Source organism: Winslowiella sp. 2C04, from assembly GCF_050037805.1.
Classification (GTDB): Bacteria; Pseudomonadota; Gammaproteobacteria; order Enterobacterales; family Enterobacteriaceae; genus Erwinia; species Erwinia toletana_A.
This window is the reverse complement of record NZ_CP188300.1, coordinates 2,840,878-2,866,046: the sequence shown is the minus strand read 5'-3', so window position 1 is coordinate 2,866,046 and position 25,169 is coordinate 2,840,878. Positions and strand designations below refer to the sequence as shown.

24 protein-coding genes are annotated in these 25,169 nt (G+C 50.6%); 10 read left to right on the top strand and 14 right to left on the bottom strand.

Annotated features, from left to right (window positions below; translation table 11 throughout):
- Positions 1 to 645: 645 nt before the first annotated feature.
- Positions 646 to 819 carry a hypothetical protein gene (locus ACP3TC_RS12845; RefSeq protein WP_313857858.1) on the top strand — a complete coding sequence of 58 codons (174 nt, stop codon included), beginning with the start codon at positions 646 to 648 and terminating at the stop codon, positions 817 to 819.
- Here ACP3TC_RS12845 and ACP3TC_RS12840 read toward each other — a convergent pair.
- Positions 816 to 1,970: a beta-glucosidase gene (locus tag ACP3TC_RS12840; protein ID WP_426816586.1), complete on the bottom strand. Its 1,155-nt coding sequence runs from the start codon at positions 1,968 to 1,970 to the stop codon at positions 816 to 818. The genes ACP3TC_RS12845 and ACP3TC_RS12840 overlap by 4 nt on opposite strands.
- Positions 1,971 to 2,153: 183 nt before the next feature.
- Here ACP3TC_RS12840 and ACP3TC_RS12835 point away from each other — a divergent pair, with 183 nt between their 5' ends.
- Entirely contained in the window at positions 2,154 to 3,626 is a 1,473-nt protein-coding gene (locus ACP3TC_RS12835; protein WP_426816585.1) for a phospholipase D family protein, read from the top strand.
- A gap of 58 nt (positions 3,627 to 3,684) precedes the next feature.
- Here ACP3TC_RS12835 and mdoC read toward each other — a convergent pair whose 3' ends face one another.
- Positions 3,685 to 4,848, bottom strand: a complete 1,164-nt coding sequence (gene mdoC / locus ACP3TC_RS12830) for a glucans biosynthesis protein MdoC (protein ID WP_426816584.1) — start codon at positions 4,846 to 4,848, stop codon at positions 3,685 to 3,687.
- A gap of 270 nt (positions 4,849 to 5,118) precedes the next feature.
- Between mdoC and mdoG the strand changes: the two genes are divergently transcribed.
- The 3 genes from mdoG to ACP3TC_RS12815 all read left to right on the top strand — a co-directional run bounded on the left by mdoG (position 5,119) and on the right by ACP3TC_RS12815 (position 9,522).
- On the top strand, positions 5,119 to 6,654 hold the full coding sequence (gene mdoG / locus ACP3TC_RS12825) for a glucans biosynthesis protein MdoG (RefSeq protein WP_313857674.1): 1,536 nt from the start codon (positions 5,119 to 5,121) through the stop codon (positions 6,652 to 6,654).
- The gene (gene mdoH / locus ACP3TC_RS12820) at positions 6,647 to 9,211 is read left to right on the top strand and encodes a glucans biosynthesis glucosyltransferase MdoH (protein WP_313856970.1); all 2,565 of its coding nucleotides are present in this window, start codon (positions 6,647 to 6,649) and stop codon (positions 9,209 to 9,211) included. Before mdoG ends, mdoH begins: the two co-directional genes overlap by 8 nt.
- Before the next feature lie 68 nt (positions 9,212 to 9,279).
- Positions 9,280 to 9,522 (top strand): YceK/YidQ family lipoprotein, encoded by a 243-nt coding sequence (locus tag ACP3TC_RS12815; protein WP_313856972.1) that lies wholly within the window; start codon positions 9,280 to 9,282, stop codon positions 9,520 to 9,522.
- Here the strand turns inward: ACP3TC_RS12815 and ACP3TC_RS12810 are convergent, their stop codons facing one another.
- A complete protein-coding gene (locus ACP3TC_RS12810; protein ID WP_313856974.1) occupies positions 9,523 to 9,936 on the bottom strand; it encodes a MysB family protein in 414 nt (137 codons plus the stop codon).
- A 365-nt stretch (positions 9,937 to 10,301) separates the two neighbouring features.
- Between ACP3TC_RS12810 and ACP3TC_RS12805 the strand changes: the two genes are divergently transcribed.
- A complete protein-coding gene (locus ACP3TC_RS12805; RefSeq protein ID WP_426816583.1) occupies positions 10,302 to 11,258 on the top strand; it encodes a hypothetical protein in 957 nt (318 codons plus the stop codon).
- Between the two features lie 408 nt (positions 11,259 to 11,666).
- Positions 11,667 to 11,861 carry a hypothetical protein gene (locus ACP3TC_RS12800; protein ID WP_313856976.1) on the top strand — a complete coding sequence of 65 codons (195 nt, stop codon included), beginning with the start codon at positions 11,667 to 11,669 and terminating at the stop codon, positions 11,859 to 11,861.
- 279 nt (positions 11,862 to 12,140) lie between these two features.
- Here the strand turns inward: ACP3TC_RS12800 and ACP3TC_RS12795 are convergent, their stop codons facing one another.
- Together ACP3TC_RS12795 and ACP3TC_RS12790 are read right to left on the bottom strand one after the other, a co-directional pair.
- Positions 12,141 to 13,061, bottom strand: coding sequence for a Kdo(2)-lipid IV(A) acyltransferase (locus tag ACP3TC_RS12795; RefSeq protein ID WP_313856977.1), 921 nt, complete (start codon positions 13,059 to 13,061; stop codon positions 12,141 to 12,143).
- A gap of 187 nt (positions 13,062 to 13,248) precedes the next feature.
- Positions 13,249 to 14,343, bottom strand: coding sequence for an NADH:flavin oxidoreductase/NADH oxidase (locus ACP3TC_RS12790; RefSeq protein ID WP_426816582.1), 1,095 nt, complete (start codon positions 14,341 to 14,343; stop codon positions 13,249 to 13,251).
- Between the two features lie 206 nt (positions 14,344 to 14,549).
- On the opposite strand from ACP3TC_RS12790, the gene ACP3TC_RS12785 reads away from it, so the two are divergent.
- Positions 14,550 to 15,608 (top strand): rhodanese-related sulfurtransferase, encoded by a 1,059-nt coding sequence (locus ACP3TC_RS12785; protein ID WP_313856980.1) that lies wholly within the window; start codon positions 14,550 to 14,552, stop codon positions 15,606 to 15,608.
- Positions 15,609 to 15,666: 58 nt separating this feature from the next.
- Here the strand turns inward: ACP3TC_RS12785 and ACP3TC_RS12780 are convergent, their stop codons facing one another.
- Together ACP3TC_RS12780 and ACP3TC_RS12775 are read right to left on the bottom strand one after the other, a co-directional pair.
- Entirely contained in the window at positions 15,667 to 16,239 is a 573-nt protein-coding gene (locus tag ACP3TC_RS12780) for a YceI family protein (RefSeq protein WP_313857675.1), read from the bottom strand.
- 24 nt (positions 16,240 to 16,263) lie between these two features.
- Complete coding sequence (locus ACP3TC_RS12775; protein ID WP_313856982.1) at positions 16,264 to 16,818, bottom strand: cytochrome b; 555 nt, start codon at positions 16,816 to 16,818, stop codon at positions 16,264 to 16,266.
- 701 nt (positions 16,819 to 17,519) lie between these two features.
- On the opposite strand from ACP3TC_RS12775, the gene proP reads away from it, so the two are divergent.
- Positions 17,520 to 18,995 (top strand): glycine betaine/L-proline transporter ProP, encoded by a 1,476-nt coding sequence (gene proP / locus ACP3TC_RS12770; protein WP_313856984.1) that lies wholly within the window; start codon positions 17,520 to 17,522, stop codon positions 18,993 to 18,995.
- A gap of 139 nt (positions 18,996 to 19,134) precedes the next feature.
- Here proP and solA read toward each other — a convergent pair whose 3' ends face one another.
- The 7 genes from solA to grxB form a co-directional block, all read right to left on the bottom strand.
- Entirely contained in the window at positions 19,135 to 20,250 is a 1,116-nt protein-coding gene (gene solA, locus ACP3TC_RS12765; protein ID WP_313856985.1) for an N-methyl-L-tryptophan oxidase, read from the bottom strand.
- 104 nt (positions 20,251 to 20,354) lie between these two features.
- Entirely contained in the window at positions 20,355 to 20,609 is a 255-nt protein-coding gene (bssS, locus tag ACP3TC_RS12760) for a biofilm formation regulator BssS (RefSeq protein ID WP_313856987.1), read from the bottom strand.
- A gap of 216 nt (positions 20,610 to 20,825) precedes the next feature.
- A complete protein-coding gene (locus ACP3TC_RS12755) occupies positions 20,826 to 21,101 on the bottom strand; it encodes a hypothetical protein (protein WP_313856989.1) in 276 nt (91 codons plus the stop codon).
- A 174-nt stretch (positions 21,102 to 21,275) separates the two neighbouring features.
- Entirely contained in the window at positions 21,276 to 21,521 is a 246-nt protein-coding gene (gene dinI / locus ACP3TC_RS12750; protein ID WP_313856990.1) for a DNA damage-inducible protein I, read from the bottom strand.
- A 92-nt stretch (positions 21,522 to 21,613) separates the two neighbouring features.
- Positions 21,614 to 22,660 carry a dihydroorotase gene (pyrC, locus tag ACP3TC_RS12745; protein WP_313856991.1) on the bottom strand — a complete coding sequence of 349 codons (1,047 nt, stop codon included), beginning with the start codon at positions 22,658 to 22,660 and terminating at the stop codon, positions 21,614 to 21,616.
- 137 nt (positions 22,661 to 22,797) lie between these two features.
- Positions 22,798 to 23,361 carry a lipoprotein gene (locus ACP3TC_RS12740; protein WP_313856992.1) on the bottom strand — a complete coding sequence of 188 codons (564 nt, stop codon included), beginning with the start codon at positions 23,359 to 23,361 and terminating at the stop codon, positions 22,798 to 22,800.
- 168 nt (positions 23,362 to 23,529) lie between these two features.
- On the bottom strand, positions 23,530 to 24,177 hold the full coding sequence (gene grxB / locus ACP3TC_RS12735) for a glutaredoxin 2 (RefSeq protein ID WP_313856993.1): 648 nt from the start codon (positions 24,175 to 24,177) through the stop codon (positions 23,530 to 23,532).
- A gap of 383 nt (positions 24,178 to 24,560) precedes the next feature.
- Here grxB and rimJ point away from each other — a divergent pair, with 383 nt between their 5' ends.
- On the top strand, positions 24,561 to 25,154 hold the full coding sequence (gene rimJ / locus ACP3TC_RS12730) for a ribosomal protein S5-alanine N-acetyltransferase (RefSeq protein WP_313856994.1): 594 nt from the start codon (positions 24,561 to 24,563) through the stop codon (positions 25,152 to 25,154).
- The last annotated feature ends 15 nt before the right edge of the window (positions 25,155 to 25,169 follow it).

Below are 25,169 nucleotides of genomic sequence, written 5' to 3'. Positions count from 1 at the left end.
GAAGCAATTCCATCCGCTTTTTTTTTATCATCCGGGTGCATTTGTGTCGCTGTGATCACTTGCTGCTGGATCGGTAGTGTGAAGCTGATTTCAGTGGAAAATACTGCACTACGTTACAGTTAAGCCTGGTTGATAAACCTGAGGCAGTTCAGCGCTGAACCGACCGAAATTCACCTCGAAGCTGACTGGTATCGCTGCCTGAGGCCCGAGTGGCAAAAGCAGATTTCACGTTATTTCACTGATATTATGTGGTAAGCTGCGAATAATGATTGTCATTTCACCAACATTGATCTGTTAGCAGATTATGACAATGATGATAATAATAGGTTAGTTATGTTTATGTTTATATGTGCATCAGGACATATATCGTGATTAAGTTTGCACACCAGAGATGTTCGCGGCTTTAAATCCATGCGTTCTGAAGTCTCTTTAAACATGTTTTGCACTTGTTAATTGTTAGCCAAAATGAAAAATCCGACTCCACCTGATTTAGAAAAAGAGCCACGTGTTCCTTTGGATGATGCGCAGTTTGCTATCGTGGTACTTGCAGTGACTTCTTTTACACTTATAATCTTCGTCCTGATGATTACGCTATGGATGACATAAGGCGCATTCCAGCGAATCAGCAGTGATAAAGGGGATAAAATGATGGAAAACAGAGACGACAAGCTAATTGCGCTTATTGGTTTACTCTCTGCCTGCCTGGTTTGCGTCATTGTCCTGTTCACCATGACCTGGCTCTCCGACGTGCGTCATCCTTCCAGTCAGATGGTCGATGCGCAATCTTGCTATCTCAAGAGCGACAATCCGCGGCCTTAATCAGCGCGCCTGATTTTAATCTGCTGGCTACGCAACTCTAAGGCTAACGGTTCATACACCGTGCGGTTACCATTGGCATCAGCTAATCCCAGCAGCGCGCCGGGTGAACGACGATCGTCTGCCCACGCCGGATACTCAACCAGCGGATAAAGCGACACGCCTTCCAGCGCGATGCCGTTATCCAGCGCGATGTTTACCTGATCTATGACGCTGCGCAGCCAGCCGACTCGCGCTTCGCCTTCCGCTCCGGTTTCGGCCAGCAGCAGCGGGCGCTGATAGCGCTGCCAGACCTCTTCCAGCAGCAGGTTAAGCGGTCGGTAGGCGGCATGCTCCGGCGTCAGCGTCTCTTCACGGGTGTTCCACTGATTATCCGGGTAGTAGTTCAGTCCGATAATGTCGAGATAGGCCGGCTTGCCTCCCAACTCAGGATGCAGGCGCCCGCACAGCATATCCCACGCCTCGAACTGCGCCTGATGCTGTCGACGGGCATCCGCTTGCGCTTGCGCCGTGTCGTCTGCCGCTGCCACGTGCACCAGCGGATCCGTCAGCACGAAGCGAGCCTGTGGCAGCACCTCACGGATCGCATCTGTGGCCGCAAGGGTGGCGCGAACCAGCTGCAACTTCAGTTCTTTACCCCGTCCGCTGGCGTTAGGATTCAGCCAGGCGACGTCGGCACCGGCCCATGACCAGAACGAGATTTGATTGATCGGGGTAAAAAATGGCCGACTAAAGCCCTCATCGCGCATCACTTCAGCCATCGCGCGGGCGAAGCGGGCAAAGCTGTCGACAAACGCCGGTTGCCAGATATCGACGTGTGACGGGTAGCCAAAATGCGCCAGTTCCCAGATGATTTCAATGCCGTGGCGCTCAGCGGCGTGCAGCATCGGCGTAAATGATGACCAGTCATACTCTCCGGGTTGCGGCTCAATCAGATGCCAGCGTGCGCCGTCGCGAGCGGTTAACAGTTGATGGTCAGCCAGCGCGGCATAGTCGTTGTTCAGCAACATATCGTGCCCGCTGCTGACGACCAGATCGACGCGCTTGCCTTCAGCGCGGCAGGCGGTTGAGCAGGCAAAGCTGCCCTGAAAAAAACTGCTGAACAGTTGAGGACGATGACGCGGTATCCGCGATGCATGGGTTAGAGCGGGCATGTGGCGTTTCTCCATGGCAAATAGCTACGCGTTAGCTTCCGCTAAGTCTAGACTAAATGCTGAAAGCAACTATTCGCCTGTAGCTGCCAGCAATCAGATGAGTCGCATGACAAAAAAGGGTGTTCAGGGGGATAATCAATCCAGAGTTGTCAGGCGCTGTTATGTTAAATAAAAGGAATCATTATGGTCGAAGCGTTTGCTGTCAACGCTGATACGGACAATGCGGCTGGCGAGACCCGACTGGCGCGTGCGGTTGCGCCACAGGTTGACGGTCATCCCCAGCACAGTGGTATACATCCGCTGGAAGATGGCATGGATGCATTTGCCGCACGCTATTTTCTGATATCAATGGCCGAACGCACCCTCGATATTCAGTATTACATCTGGCAAAACGATATGTCGGGGCGTTTACTGTTCAGTGCGCTGCTTGAGGCCGCCGCGCGCGGTGTGAAGGTGCGGCTGTTGCTCGACGATAACAACACCATGGGGCTGGATGAGACGCTAAGCGAGCTGAACCGGCATCAAAATATCCAGATTCGTCTGTTTAATCCCTTCTCCTTTCGTACCCTGCGTGCGCTCGGCTATCTCACCGACTTTGCTCGTCTTAACCGGCGGATGCATAACAAAAGCTTTACTGCCGACGGTACGGCAACCATTGTTGGCGGGCGTAATATCGGCGATGAGTATTTTGGCACCGGTGATGAACCGCTGTTTTCCGATCTTGACGTGATGGCGCTCGGCCCGGTGGTTAAAGAGGTCAGTGCTGATTTTGAGCGTTACTGGCACAGCCGGGCGGTCTCGGCACTGAACTCAGTCGTGGAGAGCAGCAGCGACGAACCGCTTTCTGCGGTGCAGCTGCCGGCCGCCTGGCGTGATAATCCGCAGGTACAGCAATACTTACAACGTCTGCACTCCTCACCGTTCGTTGCCCGGCTGGAGAGTGGAAGTCTGGAATTAATCTGGGCCAAAACCCGCTTGCTGAGCGACGATCCGCGCAAAGGGCTGGGCAAAGCGAAAGCCTCCACGCTGTTGCCGCAGCGCATGCTGGAGGTCATCGGTAAACCCCAGCGGCAGTTCGATATTATTTCGGCCTATTTTGTGCCAACGCGCGCGGGCGTGGCACAACTGCTGGCGCTAAAGCGTAAAGGGGTGAAAATCGCCATTCTTACCAATTCGCTGGCGGCTAATGATGTGTCGGTGGTTCATGCCGGCTATGCTAAATGGCGCAAAAAACTGCTGCGCCACGGCATTACGCTCTATGAGTTAAAACCTCACAATGATAACCGTGATGCGCCGCACGACCGGGGTTTGACCGGTAATTCCGGCTCCAGTCTGCATGCCAAAACCTTTAGCGTCGACGATGAGAAAGTGTTTATTGGCTCGTTTAATTTTGATCCGCGTTCGGCAGTGCTGAACACCGAAATGGGCTTTGTTATCGAGAGCGAAGCGCTGGCCACGTCGGTCCATCAGCGTTTTGTCAGCCGGATGCGCGATAAAGCCTGGAAGTTGCGCCTTGATAAGTGGGGCAGGGTAAACTGGGTTGAATATGAAGGCGAAGCGGGCGAGGTGGTGCACAAGCATGAACCGCGCACCCGTTTTATGCAGCGCCTGCTGGTGCGCCTGGTATGGCGGTTACCGGTGGAGTGGTTGTTGTAGCCTGAGGTATCGCAGCTAACGGCCTGCGTGAAACAGGCCGTTGGTTAAACAGGAAAAATCAGCTGTTTACCTGCTGTGATGATTTTTCGACGCGCTGCGGCTTACCGGAAAACAGGAAGCGCAGCAGCGGAATGCGCAGATGAATTTCATACAGCACGAAGGCGATTCCAAAAACAAAAGCCAGTCCGACAAAGAACCCCAGCGTATTACTGCTGATGTTCGGAGTGATAAAAATGCCGTACAGCAGGGTTAACGGGTGATGCACCAGATAGATAAACAGCGAAGCATTAACCAGATAGGTGATGCGCGGTGAGTGCGCGTTCAGCAGTTTATGGCCAAAGGCGAATACCACATTGACCATCCACAGCCCCATCAGCATGGTAATCACGGCATCAATTTCATATAACCAGCCTTCGCCAGTGCTGTAGCGCTGATTAAGCAGGTAGGCGATAAAGGCCGCCGTCGAACCCACCAGCGTCCACGGATTAAATTTGATAAACAGCGCTTTAATTGCCGGATGCTTCCACGCCATTGCGCCCAGCATAAAGAACGGCAGATAGAACAGCGTCTGCATGATGGCGAAATTAAACAGACCATCGCTGAGTAAAGCCGGCTGGAAAATAAACAGCAGCCGACGAATGCTGCCCCAGATTAAGCCAAATCCAATAAAACTCAGCGTCAGCTGTCGCCATTTTAGTTCGGAATAGTCTGCTTTTGGCCTTTTTTCTTCGCCGCCATCGCGCAATATTTTAAACAACATTATGCCGAGCGTGGTGAGGATCACCAGCACCAGCAAAAACCATAAATGCGACACCAGATGCCACACCAGGGAATTGTATTTTTGATACAGGTCGAAGCTGCTCCAGTCACCGATTGCCGGAGTCCAGTATTTAAGCAAAAAGAACTGCGGCAGGGTCACCAGGGGAATGGCCGTCAGCATCGGAATGCCGACGCGCTCGATACGCACCTTCAACCAGCGCTGGGGCTGGTAGCGCAGGTAAAGCATAAAAGAGAAATAGCCGGAAATAACGAAGAAAACCTGCATGCGAAAAGCGTGGATAAAGTCGTTAAATAGCGTCAGCCAGTCACTGGATTCAACACTGTTTACCGCCCACTGATGACTGGAGTAAATCAGTGACATGTGAAAGGGGATTCCCAGTAACATCAAATAAGCGCGAATTGAATCAAGAAAATACTCACGTTGTGGTTTTTTTATACTCATAATTATCCATTCTTTGACCGTTTTAAACCCCTGGTTCGCCCTGAACCATGCTAAAGCACGGGCTTACTTTACTGCAGCAACAAAGAGTATACTATCAGCCAAATCCGTATCCTCTAAACGCTTGAGATATCGGCGCTTAGAGGCAAAAAACACGGGAACATAATCCCGCGCAGGCTGTCGGAAACCTGAATTATCCATTAAGATTGATGGGATTGATTTAAGCACACGAAAGGGGGGGATGTGCTGATTAAAATGAAAAATGAACCAAAACTGATGAAGATGCGCTGGATTGGCGCGGCAGTTTTGCTTTCAATGTACGCAAGTTCAGGTTGGGCTTTCGGCATTGATGATGTGGCAAAACAGGCGAAAGAGTTGGCCGGTAAAGGATTCGAAGCGCCAAAAAGCAATTTGCCTTCTCAGTTACGTGACATGAAATTTGCTGATTATCAGCAGATTCAGTTCAACCATGATAAAGCTTACTGGAGCAAGCTGAAAACCCCGTTCAAGCTTGAGTTCTATCACCAGGGTATGTATTTCGATACGCCGGTGAAACTGAACGAAGTCACCGCGACGACGGTGCGTGAGATTAAATATAATCCTGACTATTTTAATTTCGGTAACGTTAAACACGATCCGGAAACCGTGAAAAATCTTGGTTACGCCGGTTTTAAAGTGCTTTACCCGCTTAACAGCAAAGATAAAAATGACGAAATAGGCAGCTTCTTAGGCGCGAGCTACTTCCGCATTATCGGCGGCGATCAGGTTTATGGACTTTCGGCGCGTGGTCTGGCGATCGATACCGCCTTACCTTCCGGCGAAGAGTTCCCGCGTTTTAAAGAGTATTGGATTGAGCGTCCAAAACCGCAGGACAAACATCTGGTGATCTATGCATTGCTGGACTCCCCACGTGCGGCGGGCGCTTACCGTTTTGTCATCCATCCGGGTAAAGAGACCACTGTCGACGTGCAGTCGAAAGTCTATTTGCGCGATAAAGTCGGCAAACTGGGCGTAGCACCCCTGACCAGTATGTTCCTGTTTGGGCCAAATCAGCCTTCTCCGATGGTGAATTATCGTCCGGCGCTGCATGATTCTAATGGTCTCTCGATTCACGCCGGTAACGGTGAGTGGATCTGGCGTCCGCTGAACAATCCTAAGCATCTGGCGGTCAGTACTTTCACCGTTGAGAATCCTAAAGGCTTTGGACTGCTGCAGCGCGGTCGCGATTTCAGCCAGTTCCAGGATCTTGACGATCGCTACGATCAACGTCCAAGTGGCTGGGTTGAACCGCAGGGTGACTGGGGTAAAGGACGCGTTGAGCTGGTAGAGATCCCGACTGCGGACGAAACCAACGACAACATCGTCGCCTTCTGGACGCCGGAAACGCTGCCAGAAGCTGGCAAAGAGATGAACTTTAAATATCGTCTGCACTTCACTCGCGATGAAAGCCAGCTGCACTCGCCGGAAACTGCTTATGTGAAGAGCACACTGCGTTCTACTGGTGATGTGAAGCAGTCTAATCTGGTGCGTCAGCCGGACGGCACCGTTGCCTTCCTGGTTGATTTTGTTGGCCCGGAAATGAGCAAGCTGGCCGACAACACGCCGGTTACCCCGCAGGTTAGCGTCGGTGATAACGGTGAAGTGGTTGAGCAAAGCGTGCGCTATAACCCGGTGACCAAAGGCTGGCGTTTAGTCTTACGTCTGCGAGTGAAAGACAACAAACAGCCGACCGAAATGCGTGCTGCACTGGTTAATGGTGACAAAACGCTGACGGAAACATGGAGCTATCAGTTGCCTGCCAATGAATAAGCCAATTGTAACACCCGCTGATTACATCGACTTGCTGCCTCTGTCCGCTGAGCGGAAAGAGGCGCTTCAGCACTCGCTGCCTGCTGAGGGCGAGAAAGCGGAAGTGTACAGCAAGCTTCATCATCAACTGGGCCAGAATGGCCCGGTTGAGGCGCGTCCTGACGATGCGCCTCTGGAATCGGTCAAGTCACGTATTGAAACCACGTGGCCAGATTCTGTTGCTGGTGGTGAGCAATTCGATAAAGATTATTTAGATCGTACCACGCTGAAAGCGATGCCGCCGGTAAAGCGCTCGCTCATGTTCCCGGAAGCCTGGCGCACCAACCCGGTGGCCCGAGCCTGGGATTCGTTGCGTGGCCGTAAAAGCACCCATCGCTATGCCAGTGCCGAAGAGCAGAAAAGGGAAGATAAATGGCGTCATGTTGGCTCCATTCGCCGTTACATTCTGCTGCTGCTGACCCTGGCGCAGACGGTGGTTGCCACCTGGTATATGAAAACCATTCTGCCCTACCAGGGCTGGGCACTGATCGATCCGATGGAGATGATCAACCAGAACTGGCAGCAGTCGGTATTGCAGATCCTGCCTTACGTGTTGCAGACCGGGATACTGTTCCTGTTTGCCATTCTGTTCTGCTGGGTTTCGGCCGGTTTCTGGACCGCGCTGATGGGCTTTTTACAACTGTTGATTGGTCGCGATAAGTACAGCATATCGTATTCAACCACGGGTGATGAGCCGATCAATCCTGAGCACCGCACCGCGTTGATCATGCCGATCTGTAACGAAGACGTTGAACGCGTGTTTGCCGGGCTGCGTGCCACCTGGGAATCCGTGGTGCGTACCGGTCAGCAACAGCACTTTGACGTTTACATCCTCAGCGACAGCTATGATGCCGATATCGCCATGGCCGAGCAAAAAGCGTGGATGGAGTTGGTGCGTGATGTCGGTGGGGAAGGGAAGATCTTCTATCGCCGCCGTCGCCGTCGTGTGAAGCGTAAAAGCGGTAATATCGATGACTTCTGCCGTCGCTGGGGCAGCCAGTACAGCTATATGGTAGTGCTGGATGCGGACAGCGTGATGAGCGGCGAGTGTCTGACTGGACTGGTGCGCATGATGGAAGCCAATCCTAACGCCGGTATTATCCAGTCTTCGCCGAAAGCATCCGGTATGGACACGCTGTATGCGCGCTGTCAGCAGTTTGCTACTCGCGTGTACGGTCCGCTGTTTACCGCCGGTCTGCACTTCTGGCAGTTGGGTGAGTCACACTACTGGGGCCATAACGCCATCATTCGTGTGAAACCGTTTATTGAGCACTGTGCGCTGGCTCCGCTGCCGGGCGAAGGTTCGTTTGCCGGTTCGATACTCTCCCATGACTTCGTCGAAGCCGCGTTGATGCGTCGTGCCGGCTGGGGAGTATGGATTGCTTACGATCTGCCGGGTTCTTATGAAGAGTTGCCGCCAAACCTGCTGGATGAGCTGAAACGCGACCGTCGCTGGTGTCACGGTAACCTGATGAACTTCCGACTGTTCCTGGTTAAAGGCATGCACCCGGTGCACCGTGCGGTGTTCCTGACCGGTGTGATGTCCTACCTCTCGGCACCGCTGTGGTTTATGTTCCTCGCGTTATCCACCGCCTTGCAGGTGGTGCATACTCTGATGGAACCGCAGTACTTCCTGCAGCCGAGGCAGTTGTTCCCGGTGTGGCCGCAGTGGCGTCCGGAGCTGGCGATAGCGCTGTTCTCGACCACGCTGGTGTTGCTGTTCCTGCCGAAGCTGCTGAGCGTGGTGTTGATCTGGTGTAAGGGTGCCAAACCTTATGGTGGTGCAATTCGCCTATTCTTCTCGCTGCTGCTGGAAATGCTGTTCTCGGTACTGCTGGCACCGGTGCGCATGCTGTTCCACACGGTGTTTGTCGTCAGTGCCTTCCTCGGCTGGGAAGTGGTATGGAACTCACCACAGCGTGATGACGATGCGACCCCGTGGAGCGAAGCGTTTGCCCGACATGGTTCGCAGCTGTTATTGGGTGTGGTATGGGCCGTCGGTATGGGTTGGCTGGATCTTAACTTCCTGTGGTGGCTGTCACCGATAGTCTTCTCGTTGATTCTGTCACCCTTTGTTTCGGTATTTTCCAGCCGGGCAACATTGGGACTCGGCTCGAAACGTGCCAAGCTGTTCCTGATTCCGGAAGAGTACGATCCGCCGAAAGAGCTGCTGGATACCGATGCCTATCTGCATCTGAATCGCGACCGCGCGTTGAAGAATGGCTTTATGCATGCATTATTCCATCCTTCATTTAATGCGCTGGCGAGCGCGATGGCGACTTCACGTCACCTGAAAAGCGATCTGCTGGAGTATGCACGTGACCGTCGGGTTGAACAGGCATTAAGTGATTCGCCGGAAAAACTCAGTCGCGATCAGCGACTGAATTTGCTTAGCGATCCGGTGACGTTATCACGCCTCCACTACCGTTTGTGGCAGGATGCTGATAAGTATCATGACTGGTTTGAAAAATATCAGACATTGAAGCTTAATCCGCTGGCGATTCAGTCAGCGAAATAGTAAAAAGGCGGCAGAAATGCCGCCTTTTTTTTACCAATGGTTCACAGATGATTACCGAGAGAATACGCATGACTGGCAAATTTGGCCGAGTGGCTGTTATTGCTGTAAGCCTGCTGACCTTAACCGGGTGTGGCAGTATTATCAGCAGAACCGTGCCCGGACAGGGACACGGTAATCAGTACTATCCTGGCGTGCAGTGGGACGTGCGTGATACGCCGTGGCGTGTTCTCACCATCATCGATCTGCCACTGTCATTAGTGGTCGATACACTGCTGCTGCCGGTCGATGCGCAACATGGCCCCTACGAGTAATTAACGATCATCATCCGCGTAGAGATTATCGGCGTCAGTATTGTCGTCTTCCCACTCTTCAGCGGCCGCTCTGCCTTCTTCAGTATCGACGGACGGTTCCAGCTGGAACTCTCCTTCATCCCACTCATGCAGCGTGTTTTCTGCCTGCCACTCCTGGCGCAGCTCAATTTCATCGAAATCACCATCAAAGATCGACTGTGCCGCTTCACCGCTGCGGATCGGCAGGCATTCGCCTTCGTCACCTTCATCAGTGAAGAACTCTGCCTGCCACATGATATCGCCATCCTGCATCACGTATTTTTGCAGATTAAACTGGGCGATTGAGGCTTCATCCTCAGTCAGCTCCGGGTTATTGGCCAGATACTCTTCACGCGCGTTATCAATAGCTTCTTCCAGTGTTGAGAACATGCTCATCAGTTTTTCTCCCTGATCAAGTTAGGCTTAATCTGACAAGGATAGTCGAAGATCTGGCAGGGTAACTGCGATGATGAAAAAAAAATTAAGGTCAATTTATACCCAGCTATCATGGGGTTAGCCGGAGGACCGGTTGGTGACTGATTTTTTCGTCGGAAAGTGCATAAACTCAGCGGTTGAAAAGCTAATTGATAATGATGAGATTATTATTTTAATTAAAATTAATATTATTAAGCATAATTAAATCTGCATATTTAATTTTTTATCTGAGGCTCTGTTAAATATCACAACAGATCGTTTATTATCAGCCAGCAGTACCGAGAAGAATATGAATTAATATCGACTCACTACATGGAGATCAGGATATGGATATCACCACAATGGATTTGCCTGCGCGGCTGGAAGCCTCAATAATTAAAGCAGCCCGTTTACTTCCTGAAGATATCGGCAATCAGCTACTGGCGTTAACATCACCGGCTGCACTGGCTACCATGGCGGCGACGGTGGTTTTATGGGCTGGATCGCATTTTATCGGCATCGGTGAAATTGCAGATATTATCTTATTGGTCGTGGGCTGGGCAGCAGTTGGCGGCGTTGCCATAGACGCTGGCAGCAAACTCTGCGATTTTGCGACTAAAACCTACAATGCCAACGATGAGGCCGATCTTGACGCCGCCGCCAGCGATCTGGCGCAGGCCATAACGCTGATCGGGGTAAATACGGTAATGGCGTTATTGCTGAAGAAGGGGCCGAGGGATACGTTCCGCACCACCTATAGAAATTCCATCGTGCCGCGCTACAGCTTAGAGGTCAATAGTGATCTGGCCAGGATAGCCGCAATGCAAAATCATAAGGGATGGCGCTATCGACCCACATTAAAATTCACTAATGAATTACACGCTGGAAGTGGGAGCGCAGATTTTTGGGGAGATATTAAAATTGGTCGCAGATATGATCATCATCAGAAAACATCCGCTGAGGCTGCTGAAGATATATTGATTACGATTTATCACGAAAAAGTCCATCAATTTCTCACACCGAAATTTTACTTGTTGAGAGAACTAAGGTGTTTTTTAAACCACAGTGGGTATCAACGATCTTTTATTCTGCGCTATATGGAAGAAATGTTGGCTGAAACTATCGCATTGATGAGAGTGAAAGGCATATCTAAAGAAAATATCCTGGCGGGATTAAAGTTTCCACTGAGAGACACTTATGAAATTACTTTCACCAATATTCGACAAGAAATAATCGGTATCTTTCTTGGACCAGTAATTGTGAGTGGTCTGACATACTATGTTTATTATGGAAAACAGCAATGATCAATAGGGCAGAGGCGATGCGTAACGCACGGGAATTTTCAGTTAGTCGTAACCTTGGCTGGAGCGAAAGCGGAACAGCGGTTAAAAGAAAAAACATAAAGACTGAGCCATGCTGGGCTATTCACACAGCTGACAGAGAATTATCCACGCTGCACTGGACTGAGGGCCGGATGGTTACGTACTTTATCGTTTACATCAGTATGGTGACCGGAAAATGTATTGCCTGGCAGTTTCTAAATCGTGGGCTGAACATCGTTGTCCAACATCAAATCGTTCATACTGATCTGACGTGATTGAAGTGGAGTTAATCCACTGATACCGCTAATTTTTCGGATTTTATCCAAAGGATTTTTCCCATACAATCTGTAAGAGTACTATCATTAGAGAAAACTCCAGAGGGTTTACAAGATGGACTACATGCAGGACTCCGCTTACCACCATGTTGAAGAGACACAGTCGACAATCACCATCACCAGAAAGCAAGGTGCCCGCTGCGAGCACTTCAACAAGATTGTTGAGCTGGTGATGAACGATTACCGGGATGCCAAAACCCATATTGACAGTGAAAGCGGCGGTTATGATAAGCTAATTATTCTTAAATAGTTTGCGGGCGTTAAGCTCCCCGACATTGCTATGCTAGATTTTATTAATCTCGACTCAATGTTGTAAAAATATCCATAATTAATTAATTCGATTAAATCATTACGGCAGAATTTAATTATTTTAGAGATGAATAATGGATAGGTTTAATTAATCGCAGTGAAGCGATGTGTAACGGGTTGATCAGTCAGTGGGCGGATAAATGACCCTGAATGCCATTACTACAGGAGCCGAAAGCGGCTCCTGTACATTTTCAATTAATTATAGGGCGGCGTTCTGCACTCAGTACAGTGACGGTTCCCCTTCCGGGCGCGTTTTAAAGCGGCGATGCAGCCACATATACTGTTCCGGAGCCATTAATACTCCTTCTTCAACCACGCGATTCATATGCGCAGCGGTCGCCATTTCATCATCCAGCGGCATATCGTCGACGTCCGGCAGGATAATCATCTCATAACCTTTACCATGCGGCAGGCGACGTGGCACAAAAGGGATGATCGCTGGTTTACCACTGCGAATCAGAAGATAGCTGCCTTTAGTGGTAGCCGCTTTATCAACGCCAAAGAACGGCACAAATACGCTACTACGAGGGCCATAGTCGTGATCCGGTGCATACCAGATAATATCGCCGTTTTTCAACGCGCGGATCATGCCCTTCAGGTCTTTACGATCGAGCATGCTTTTATTTGAGCGCATGCGTCCCCATGTTTGCAGCCAGTCGAGCAGTTTATTGTCATTTGGACGATAAACACCAATTCCTGGGTTATAGATACCAAAAATACGTGCGCCCAGTTCCAGCGTCAGAAAGTGCATACCGATTAGCAATACACCCTTACCCTGCTGATGCGCGTGGTCGATATGTTCCAGGCCACTGACGGCAAACCAGCGTTTGATGCGCCAGTCGGGCCAGAACCAAGCCATTCCGGTTTCCAGCAAACCCATGCCGACTGATTCAAAGTTGCGAACCACCATTGCCTCTCGCTCTGCGGCTGGCATCGTCGGGAAACTCAGTTCCAGATTGCGGCGCGCCACAAACACACGTTGTTTCAGAAAGCGCATCGATAAGCGGCCCAGACCGCAGCCCAGCCGGTAGAGCACCGGGTAAGGCAGCAAGACAATAAGGTAAAGCAGACCAATCCCTATCCAGGTAAACCAGTAGCGCGGATGTAACAATTCGCGAGAAAAGTGTGGCAACTGTGTCATATTCTTCCAGTTTCGATGTTATGAGCCAGTATTATGGCGTTTAACTATTCTGTTGATTATGGCCTATTGTGCCATTTTTTTTGCTCAGGCTAAAATAACTGGCTGGTAATGTGAGGTTTGTTAAAGAAATATATACTTGTCGGTGGCCTGGAAACGGCCTGCGGAGTGCTCCGCAGGCAAAAAATGCTTACTGTTTGAACAATCCTTTTACTTCATGTGGCTCACAGCGCCAGTACTGCTCCGGCGCGTTTACTTTAGCCCCCAGTTTTGCCGCCGCATGCCATGGCCAGCGCGGATCGTAAAGCATGCCGCGCGCCAGCGCGATAGCATCAGACTTTCCTTCACTGAGAATGGCTTCTGCCTGTTCCGGCTCAGTAATCAAACCCACCGCGATAACCGGAATGCTCACCGCCTGTTTAATCCCCTGTGAAAACGGAACCTGATAGCCAGGACCGACAGCGATCTGTTGCTGTGGAGACAGGCCACCGCTGGAAACGTGAATATAATCACAGCCGATGGCTTCCAGCGCCTGGCTCAGGGCGATCGATTGTTGCAGATCCCAGCCGCCTTCAACCCAGTCTGTGGCAGAAATACGCACGCCAACCGGCTTACTGGCAGGGAAGGCCTGGCGCACTGCGCTGAAGATCTCCAGCACGATGCGCATTCGGTTTTCCAGCGAACCGCCGTATTGATCATCACGCTGATTGGACAGCGGTGACAGGAACTGATGCAGCAGGTAACCGTGCGCGGCGTGAACTTCAATCAGATCCAAACCGAGGCGATCGGCGCGGACAGCACTGTCGACAAAAGCCTGTTTAACGTCTTCAATGCGCGCGAGTGACATCGCCTGCGGGGCTTCGTGACTGTCATTAAACGGCACCGCCGAAGGTGCCGAGGTCTGCCAGCCGCCTTCGCTGGCTGGCAGAAAACCGCCGCCACGCCATGGCACGTCAGTGGATGCTTTACGCCCGGCGTGCCCCAGCTGAATCCCCAGCGGCATAGCAGAGTATTTACGCACATCATTGATCACCTCAGCCAGCGCCTGCTCGGTAACCTCGTCCCACAGCCCTAAATCCTGCGGCGTGATACGGCCAGCGGCTTCGATGGCGGCGGCTTCAAGGATCATTAATCCGGCTCCCGACAGCGCCAGGTGGCCCAAATGGATACGGTGCCAGGCTGTCGCTTTCCCCTGTTCAGCAGAGTACTGACACATTGGCGCAATGATAATGCGGTTATCCAGTGACAATTTGCCGATTTTCATGGGGGTAAACAGTAGACTCATGGGTGACTCCATTTTATTCACGATAGTGATAGTAAGTGCGCTAATTTGATGCTCGGTGTTTTCGTCACCAGGGTCAAGTCAGTATGTGCGGTGGTGAAAAGAGTAGCAGCAGGGTAGAAAAATGCCGTCACCGCTATCATTCAGCGATGATTCAGGTATCATGTCGCCGCTAAAATTTCTCTCTATTGCTCACAGGAACGTACACCATGCCAGTGTTACATAACCTTGTTTCCAATGAAGAGCTGAAGGCGCGCATGCTGGCTGAAACTGAGCCGCGCACCACAGTCTCTTTCTATAAATACTTCACCATCAACGATCCAAAAGCCTTTCGTGATTCGCTGTATCAGACATTTACCCGGCTGAAAGTGTTTGGCCGCGTCTATGTTGCAGCTGAAGGCATCAACGCGCAGATTAGCGTGCCTGAGAGCCTCTATCAGCAGATGAAAGAGACGCTTTATGCTTTCGATCCGGCGCTGGATAATCTGCGAATGAACATCGCACTTGACGATGATGGTAAATCTTTCTGGGTTCTGCGGCTGAAAGTGCGCGATCGTATCGTGGCTGACGGCATTACCGATGACAGTTTTGATGCCAGTGACGTGGGCGCCTATCTGAAAGCGGCAGAAGTCAACGCGATGCTGGACGATCCTGACGCGGTGTTTGTCGATATGCGCAACCACTACGAATATGAAGTGGGTCACTTCGAACAGGCGATGGAAATCCCGGCGGATACTTTCCGCGATCAGCTGCCAATGGCGGTTGATATGCTGCAGGAAGACAAAGATAAGAAAATTGTGATGTACTGCACCGGAGGAATTCGCTGCGAAAAAGCCAGCGCCTGGATGCGTCATAACGGTTTTGAAAATGTGTATCATATCGAGGGCGGCATTATTGAGTATGCCCGTCGTGCGCGTGAGCAGGGTTTACCGGTTCGTTTTAAAGGTAAAAACTTCGTCTTTGATGAGCGGATGGGGGAGCGCATCTCTGATGATGTGATTGCTCATTGCCACCAGTGCGGCACTGTCTGCGATACCCATGTCAACTGTAAGAATGACGGTTGCCATCTGCTGTTTATTCAGTGTCCTGACTGCGCCGAGAAGTTTAAAAACTGCTGCAGCCCACTCTGTATGGAAGAGCTGGCTCTGACACCGGAGGAGCAGCGTGCGCGTCGTGCCGGTCGTGAGAATGGAAATAAGATATTTAATAAGTCGCGTGGCTTGCTGAATACTACCCTGCATATCCCTGTGCCTGACGGCAATAAGTAACGGCGAATGCAACAGGGCGGCCGCAGCCGCCTTGGTTATTCTCCGTAATCCGGCTGGATTACTGGCGAACGCCTTCCACCGAAATAATCAGCTCAACTTCTTGTGAAGCTGGGCCCAGATCCTTGGTGATATTGAAATCCTTCAGTGCGATTTTACCTTCTGCTTCAAAGCCAGCGCGGTAGCCGCCCCATGGATCTTTACCTTCACCCAGCAGTTTCGCTTCCAGCGTAACCGGTTTGGTCACGCCATTCAGCGTCAGATTACCGGTGATATCCAGATCGTCGCCGTCTTTCTTCACGCTGGTCGACACAAAAGTCGCCTGCCCGAATTTAGCGGTGTTCAGGAAGTCAGCACTGCGCAGGTGTTTGTCACGCTCAGCATGATTGGTATCGACGCTGTTGGTGTTAATGGTGACGTTAACCTTGTCGGCTGACGGATCTTTCTCATCAAAGGTAAAGCTACCGTCGAAGTCTTTAAAAGTACCGTACAGCCAGCTATAGCCAAGATGCTTGATGCGGAACTGCACAAATGCATGCTGTCCCTCTTTGTCGATTTTGTAGTCTGCCGCGACGGCAGAACCGGCGCTCATCAGCATGGCAGCAGCGGCTAATCCCAGTACGCTTTTCTTCAACATTATGTTTCTCCGTTAACAAGGTTAATCGATGCGGTGACCCAGCATCCGTTTCAAAGTGATATCACGATCAATAAAGTGATGCTTTAACGCGGCCAGTCCATGAAGAACCGAAATAATAACCACGCTCCAGGCGAGATACAGATGAATATCGCCGGACAGATCGGCTTGCTCTGCGCCCCCCGCCAGCAGGGCAGGGACCGGAACAACGCCAAACACCTCAATCGGTTTGCCTTCAGCGGTTGAGATCAGATATCCGGTAATTAAAATGGCGAACAGCACCAGATACAGTAGCAGATGTGCGGCAATCGCACTGATGCGCACCAGCGGCGTATAACTGCTCAGTGGTTTCGGTGGCGGTGAAATAAAGCGCCACAGCAGTCGCAGGATCATCACGGCAAACAGCACCATACCGATGCTTTTATGCAGTTCGGGTGCCTGGTGATACCAGTTATCGTAATAACCCAATGTCACCATCCACAAACCAAGCGCAAACATGCCATAAACAGTCAGTGCGACCAGCCAGTGTAAGGTAATTGACAGGGAGCCAAATCGGGTTGGCGTATTTTTTAACTGCACGTGGTGCATCCTCAAATTTACGAATAGAAATGAGACTGAACAACTGGAAATAAAAAATCAAGACAATGTTTATTGTAGGGTTAAATTAAATAAATTCATTCAAATATTTTGAATAAAATTACCTGATTGAATTCAATATAATCGTAAAACTGTCATCTCAAACTGTGGGTGGAGTATTTATTTGGCGCAGCATAACGGCTGAAGAAAACCGGTGAGAGTTTTCTGGCATTCTAAAAATTTGAATCTAATATAAATTTACGTCAGCATTTTGTTATTTTATGTAAATAAGCCTGCTCCCGAAAGGCGATATTTATCTTAGTTTTATCGGGTAAAGGCGCCAGGTGAGAAACGAAAAATACAGAATTATTTTCTTCTGCCAGGCTAAGTCAGAACCTTTTTTCAGAGTCTGTTAGAGAAAAATATTTACCTGCGCGATGTGATTTTTTCAGTGCCATTATTATGGCAATACCGACTTGAATTGTGTGAAATAACAGCGCTTACCGCTGAAAACTTGAAAAAATACGCTATTTTGTATAAATTAAAGAAATGTAAATTAATCTCAGGTTTTGTTGTGCCACACTAACAGCCTGGCTTTTACTGCTGCGTTATAGCTTTCTTCCCCTCAGTTTACAGGTCTTTATGACAGGCGAAGAAAGCTATGGTGCTGTAAAAATTGATCGCGTCATTTTCGAGAGAACGGTATGAACGACTCAACAGCAACAGAAAAACAGAAGAAGCATTTTTGGAATAAACGTCCGAAAAAAGAGCTGACGGTGGATGATATCACCATCGTCGACAAAGACATGCTGAAGCGGGCGGTGGGTGCCGCAGCGCTGGGTAACGCCATGGAATGGTTCGACTTCGGCGTTTACAGCTATCTGGCCGTGACCATCGGTAAGGTATTCTTCCCGGGTGGCAGCCCGGCGGCACAGCTGCTGGCTGCCTTCGGTGCTTTTGCCGCCGCCTTCCTGGTCAGGCCACTGGGTGGCCTGGTATTTGGCCCGCTGGGCGACCGAATCGGCCGCCAGAAGGTACTGGCAATCACCATGATCATGATGTCGATTGGTACTTTCTGTATCGGTATCATACCCAGTTACGAAAGCATTGGCATAATGGCCCCGGTACTGTTACTGGTGGCGCGTATGGTGCAAGGCTTCTCGACCGGCGGTGAGTACGGCGGTGCAGCAACCTTTATCGCCGAATACTCTACCGATAAACGCCGTGGCTTTATGGGAAGCTGGCTGGAGTTCGGTACTCTGGCAGGCTATCTGCTGGGTGCCGGACTGGTTACCGGCATGACTGCCGCCATGTCGACTGAGCATCTGCTGAGCTGGGGCTGGCGCATCCCATTCTTTATCGCAGCACCACTCGGTCTGTTCGGTCTGTATATCCGTCTGAAACTGGAAGAGACGCCAGCGTTCCAGAAGCATATGGAGAAACAGGAGCAGCTGGAGCACAGCAAACCGCGCCTGGGCGTATTGCAGATGCTAAGCAAGTATCGCGCGCAGATGCTGAAATGTATCGGTCTGGTACTGCTGTTTAATGTCTCGAACTATATGCTGACCTCTTATATGCCAAGCTACCTGACCGGTATTCTTGGCCTGAGTGAGTTAAGTGGTCTGATGCTGGTGCTGGTGGTGATGTTCGTTATGATGCCGCTGACCCTGTTCTGGGGGCACTGGAACGACCGTCTCGGCCGTCGTCCGGTGATTGCGCTGGGTGCGGCGGGGCTTATTTTGCTGGCGATCCCTTGTCTGATGCTGATTGGCAGCGGCAACCTTGGTCTGGTGTTCCTTGGCCTGATGATCCTCGGCGTACTGCATACCTGCTTTAGCGGCACCATGCCTTCAGCGCTACCGGCGCTATTTGCCACTGATATTCGTTATAGTGCGCTGGCAATCGGCTTTAACCTGTCGGTGTCATTATTTGGTGGTACTACACCGTTGATCACCACCTGGCTGGTCGATACCACTAACAATCTGATGATGCCTGCGTATTATCTGATGGGCGCTGCGGTTATTGGTCTGATTACCGTCTGGTTTACCCGTGAAACAGCCAATAAGCCGTTAAGTGGTTCAGCACCGGCGGTCGGCACGAAAGCCGAAGCGCACAAGCTGATTAATAAGCTGAAACTGCGTCGTCAGAAAGAGAGGGATGCCGCAAAAGCCGCGAAGTAATCATTCGATGAATGATATAACCAGGCAGCTCTTTGCTGCCTGGTTCGCAAATAAATGATTAATACCTGAATCTCTTCAGCGGCACAGTTTCTTGTGCCGCTGCGTTATTTTTGAGGAATAACGGTTAGCGAGTCATTTTTTATTGAAAGCGCGATAAAGCAAACGGCGCTAAATCAAATTCTGATTCTTTTCCGGCGGCAAACTGCGCGGCGATTTCGCCGAGCACGCTGGCGAATTTAAATCCATGTCCACTTAAACCGGTAATCACTAATCGATCAGGATGGCCGGGCAGAGTATCGATAATAAAGTCTTCGTCCGGGGAATTATCATAAGTACAGGCGGCACCGTGCAGGCAGACACCTACGCCAGGCAGGAACTGACGCATAAAGTTAAACACTTCACTGCCATCTTCGGCAAAGGCACCAAAGGCTTTACGCTGTTCCGGACGATCAATCGGCTGGCCACCTTCATGTTTGCCAACCTTTAACGCGTTATTATCAGCCGGAAAACCGTAATAATGGATGCCATCGACCATTTCGACGGCAAATGCCGGAAACTTGTTGTTTTCACTATAACGTCCATCGGCCTGATGCCAGGAGAACACTTTACGTACCGGCGTCATCGGCAGGTCAGCATACAGCGCTTTGACCCAGGTTCCGGCACTGAGCAGCAGCTTGCGGCCGCGATAACTGCCATCGAGGGTATTCACCACCTCAAAATCGCCATCTTTCTCAATACTTTGTACCGGACAGTTAAACAGCTGCGCGCAGCCGGCTTCTTTAGCCAGACGAATCCAGCTTTTGATGGCAACTTCTGACTTCAGGTAGCCAGACTGTGGCTCAAACACGCCAATATAGTCATCCGGAACCGCGAACTGCGGCCAACGCTGACGAACCTCATCAGCCTGTAAAATCTGTACATCAAGGCCATATTGCTGCGCGCTGTCGATGACATTATTGATAAATTCAGAGTTAACCGGGGCCAGATTAATCAGGCCGCTGCGCTGCATAATGCGCTCGCCGCTCAGCTGTTCCAGCTGATCCCACAACGTTTGTGCGCGCAGCACCAGCGGTACATAGCGTGCGCCTTCACCGTATGCATGGCGAATCAAACGAGTTTCGCCATGATGGCTGCCTTGCTGATGCGGCGGATGCGCGCCGTCTATCATTAATACTTTCAGCCCCGCTTGCGTGGCATAAAAGCCGGCAGCCGCGCCAACGGAGCCACTCCCAACCACGATTAAATCGTAAACCATCTGTGTTACTCCTGACTCATGCAATCGTTTTCCGCAGAATAGCAAAAACTTACCGGCAATAAAAAGGCACCCATATTGGGTGCCCCGAAGCAACAAGTGAAAAGTTAATGCTTTTTGTAATCACGATCCTGGTATTCAGTTGCTTCTATCTTCGCAATGCCAGCTTCTAAAATCGATATAAACTGCCTGGCAACATCAGTGGTTAACCAGTAGGTCTGTCCCACTTCAGCCTCATCGGCTGGTTGCTCGCCAGATGAGAGCGAATGCAGACGAATCATCATGGCGTCATAGCTGTCTACCGTACTGATATCCCATCCGACCAGGGGATGTGTTTGGATTACGTCTTTGTTACTGTCCATTATAACCCCCTTTATTACTCGTCAAAACGAAGTGATTTATCGAGGTTCCAATGCGGCCTTTTTTACATAGAGCGAATTGATTATAACAGCATATTTAACACAGATAGCATGAAAAGTGTGCAGATAGTGAAATGCATAGCTGGTTGATGAATATTTAAGCGTAAAAGATAAGCAATATGGAAAATAAAAAACTCCCGCAGCAGCGGGAGTTAATCATCAGACGGTAGCATCCGGCTGGACTTTGAGGATGCCATTGCGTTTTTCCAGTTCATCGGCGAGACGCGTAAAATGCTGTTGCATAGTCTCATCGCGATTCTGGTTTTGCGCTTCCAGACGCAGACTGTGAATCATTAGCTGATTCGACTTCTCGTCCAGACAAAAGGAAAGATATGAAAAGGCATTTTCCAGCACCGACAAGCGACGCTGTTGATCGCTGATCAAAGCCAGCAATTCACCGAATGTCATTGCCTCTTCGGGTTTATCTGCAGTCATGGGTAACACCTCCTGTAAAACATGACAAGCGCAAAGTAGGTCATCGTTTAGCAATAGTTTATACAGGTGGTGGGTGTTTAAGCAAGGTGAAGCGAGGAGAGCGGTAAAAACAAAAAAACCGGATGGCGACACCCGGCAAACAACAGCATTTCATGGTTACAGCTGGCGGTGTGGTTAATCAGTGATAAACCAGTCATCCGCGCTTTCCCAGGTCTCTTGCAGAATGTCACTGATGAGATCTTTTTGTTCTTTTCCGGCACCCAGCACGCTCAAATTATTGGCGCTGGCATAGCGTACCGATACGCGGTTATCCGATTCAGGAAACTGCTTATCGATACGTTTGGTAAGTTCCTGCGTAAGCGCTTCAAGCGCACCCGCGGGCAGGGTGGTGGTTTTTGCTACAGTGACTTCTACACGCATGAGAGCCTCCGATAAGTATACTGTACATTTATACAGTCAATTAATCGCGGAAGCAACATAAAAATGGGAAGCGGCGGCTTCCCAGTTTTTTATCAGAGTTCTACCGACCAGTTAAGCGTCTCGCCAGCGAGGAATGGCACCAGCGTATCGTCGCCCAGCGGAATGCTGTCGGTGACGGTAAACGGCTTGCGCACCAGCTTGATGGTGCCTTCATTAAGCGGCAGGCCATAGAAGCGCGGGCCGTTTTCCGAGCAAAATGCCTCCAGATGTTGCAGGGCGTTCATCTCTTCAAATACCGTTGCGTATGCCGGTAGCGCAGTCGGCGCATTAAACACCCCGGCACAGCCACAGCTGGCTTCTTTGCGCTGGCGACTATGCGGGGCAGTATCGGTGCCGAGGAAGAAGCGGTCATTGCCGCTGGCGATAACCTGGCGCAGTGCTTCCTGATGTACATTACGTTTCAGAATCGGCAAGCAGTAAAGATGCGGGCGCACGCCGCCGACCAGCATATGGTTGCGGTTAAACATCAGGTGTTGTGGAGTGATGGTGGCAGCAATAAAGCGATTGCCTTCCTGCACATAGGCGGCGGCTTCTTTCGTGGTGATATGCTCAAATACCACTTTCAGCTGTGGGAACTGCCGGCGCAGCGGCTCCATCACCGTGTCGATAAAGCGCGCTTCGCGATCAAAAATATCAATATGGGCATCGGTCACTTCGCCATGAATCAGTAACGGCATACCGATTTTCTGCATCCGGTCCAGTACCGTCGCGATGGCGGCAATATTGGTAACGCCGTGGCTCGAATTGGTCGTGGCATGCGCCGGATAAAGTTTCGCGGCGGTAAATACGCCTTCGCTAAAACCCTTTTCCACTTCATCAGCATCAAGGGAATCCGTCAGATAACAGGTCATCAGCGGCGTGAAATCATGCCCGGCGGGTACGGCCGCGCGAATACGATCGCGATAGGCTATCGCGCTGGCGACGCTGGTAACCGGCGGAACCAGATTCGGCATCACGATTGCCCGACCGCACACCTCGCTGGTAAACGGCACCACGGTCTGCAGCATTTCATCATCACGCAGATGGATATGCCAGTCGTCAGGGCGGCGAATGAGTAATTGCTGGGGTTGTGCAGTCATCAGTTATGCTCCGGCTAAGAAGGGAATTCGTATGGCGGTTTTGAGCCGGGGTCTAAGCATAGGGATAAAGGCAACCGATTGCACTTGCTTTGTGCTGCCAGATAAAAAAAAGCCCCCGTTTTCACGAGGGCGGCGAGTTACTGAGTAAAGGGTATCACCAGTTCTCCGGGTTTGACCTCAATACCCTGAGCAAATCGCTTCGCCAGCGACTCCGCTTTACTGCGGTCGCTGCTGAGGACATAAGCTGGTTTTTGGTTAAAGTAGCTCTTCAGCGACTGATCGAGATACGGCGTCAGGGTTTTCATCACCGACTGCATTTTCTCCGGTTGCACCTGAGCATCAACGATCTGCATATCCTTCAGATAGATAGCGCCTTCTTCTTTGTTAAATACCGGCTGCGCTTTCATCGTCAGTTTCATATCGGCCTTTTGTGGGCCAAACAGCGAAGTGATATCCACTTTTGCATTGCCGGTGAGGGTAATTTTATTCGGTTCTTCACGGCCAATCTGGCTGCTGAGATCGCTCAGCACAATATGCGCATCAACCAGCCCGGCAACACCCAATTGTTTCTCATAATTGTTGTGCTTTTGCAGTGCCTGATTAATCTCTTGCTCGCTGATGGTGTATTGAGTTAGCTGGTTACAGCCGGCAAGCAAACCGGCAAAAATCAGGGCAATTAGCCCAGGAAAAATTTTATTCATCACTGTCCTCGATATTTTCGTCGCGCAAACTGCGGTAATACTGGCGCATAGCTTGCCCTGGCGGGCAGCAAGAGTCACCAGGATATCACTTAAATCGGATAAGAAATTAGCAGAGAGAGCAGTGCAGAGAACTGAGCCTTTGGCGGCTCAGTTCTCTGACCGAGGGGATTAAATCGCTACTGAAGACAGCAGATTTATCTGTGTCTGTTTCGCCATATTGTCACGGTATTCTGCCACCCGCGTCGGATATTCCACGCCGGCCACCAGCGACAGTGAACGCAGTAATGGGAACAGGTGAATATCATCTTCCGACAGCTCGCCGTTGACCGCATTGGGTTTAACGATAAGTTTATCCAGCTGACGCAGATCGTCGCTGATCTTTTTGATCAAGCCGGGTGAGTGCTGCTTCAGTTCTTCAAAGTTGCCGATGCTGGCCTGTTTTTTGTTTTTAAAATATGCCCGTGCTTCAGGCGTAGCAAACTCAGCAAAAGGCGCTTCGGCAATACGTGGCAACAGCAGTTTATTCACGTATTCATTAACCTGACGCAGCCAGCTGGAGATGGCCGGATTAGTTTGTCCGGTGATCAACGGTTCACGATCTTTATTATCGATAAAGTGCACGATATCCATGCTTTCCGGCATGCAGCTGCCATCCTCTTTTTGCAGGATGGGGGCCATTTTTTGCCCAATCAGACGTTTGGGCGTCTCTTCATCGTCATTGAGCATTACCACCAGTTCAATCGGCAGATTTTTAAGGCCAAAAATCATGCGTGCTTTAACGCAGAATGGACAGTGCTCATAGATATACAGTTTCATCAGACCCTCTCCTAAGAACATTGACCGCAGCGTCTGCCGTTATCAATGTTTTGAATGTATTGAAGAAGTATGGGTCAGATTGCCGGAGAGGGCAAACCGGAGGCTGGCCGCCACTCAGTCAGGTATCCCGGCCTTGCCACAGCGTTAAACAGCACTTGCCAATCGATGTTTTTCATCTTAATTGTGCAATTAGTGTCATGATTTCAGTAATTTCCACTGAAAAGTCATCACAATTGTCGTCAACAATTTACCATGAACAGAGATGGCGGTTATAGTGAAAGCAGGCTGGCAAAAATGGCGGATAGCTTGCGCTCTGTCTGAGGGTTTAGCCGTAGTGTGATTTTCAATCAATTTTTTTATCGGCCATGGGTTTGGGAGATAAGATGTTTGGCTATCGTTCTGCTGCGCCGAAAGTGCGCCTGACAACTGACCGCTTAGTGGTACGTCTGGTCCACGAGCGGGATGCCTGGCGGCTGGCGGATTATTACGCGGAAAACCGCGCCTTTTTAAAACCCTGGGAGCCGGTTCGCGATGACAGCCACTGCTATCCTTCCGGCTGGCAAGCGCGACTGGGGCTGATTGCCGAAATGCATAAGCAGGGCAGCGCCTTCTATTTCATTATTTTAGATCCTGACGAGAATGAAGTGCGGGGTGTTGCCAATTTCAGTAATGTACTGCGCGGCTCATTTTACGCCTGCTATCTCGGTTATTCGCTGGGTGAGAAGTGGCAGGGGCAGGGAATGATGTTTGAGGCACTGCAGGCGGCGATACGCTATATGCAGCGCCAGCAGCGCATGCATCGTATTATGGCCAATTATATGCCGCACAATGCCCGCAGCGGCGATTTACTGGCACGGCTTGGCTTCCAGAAAGAGGGCTATGCCAAAGATTACCTGCTGATTGACGGTCGCTGGCAGGATCATGTGCTGACGTCGTTAACCGCGCCTGACTGGACAGTCGAGCGTCGCGGCCAATAACAAACAGAGGTTGAA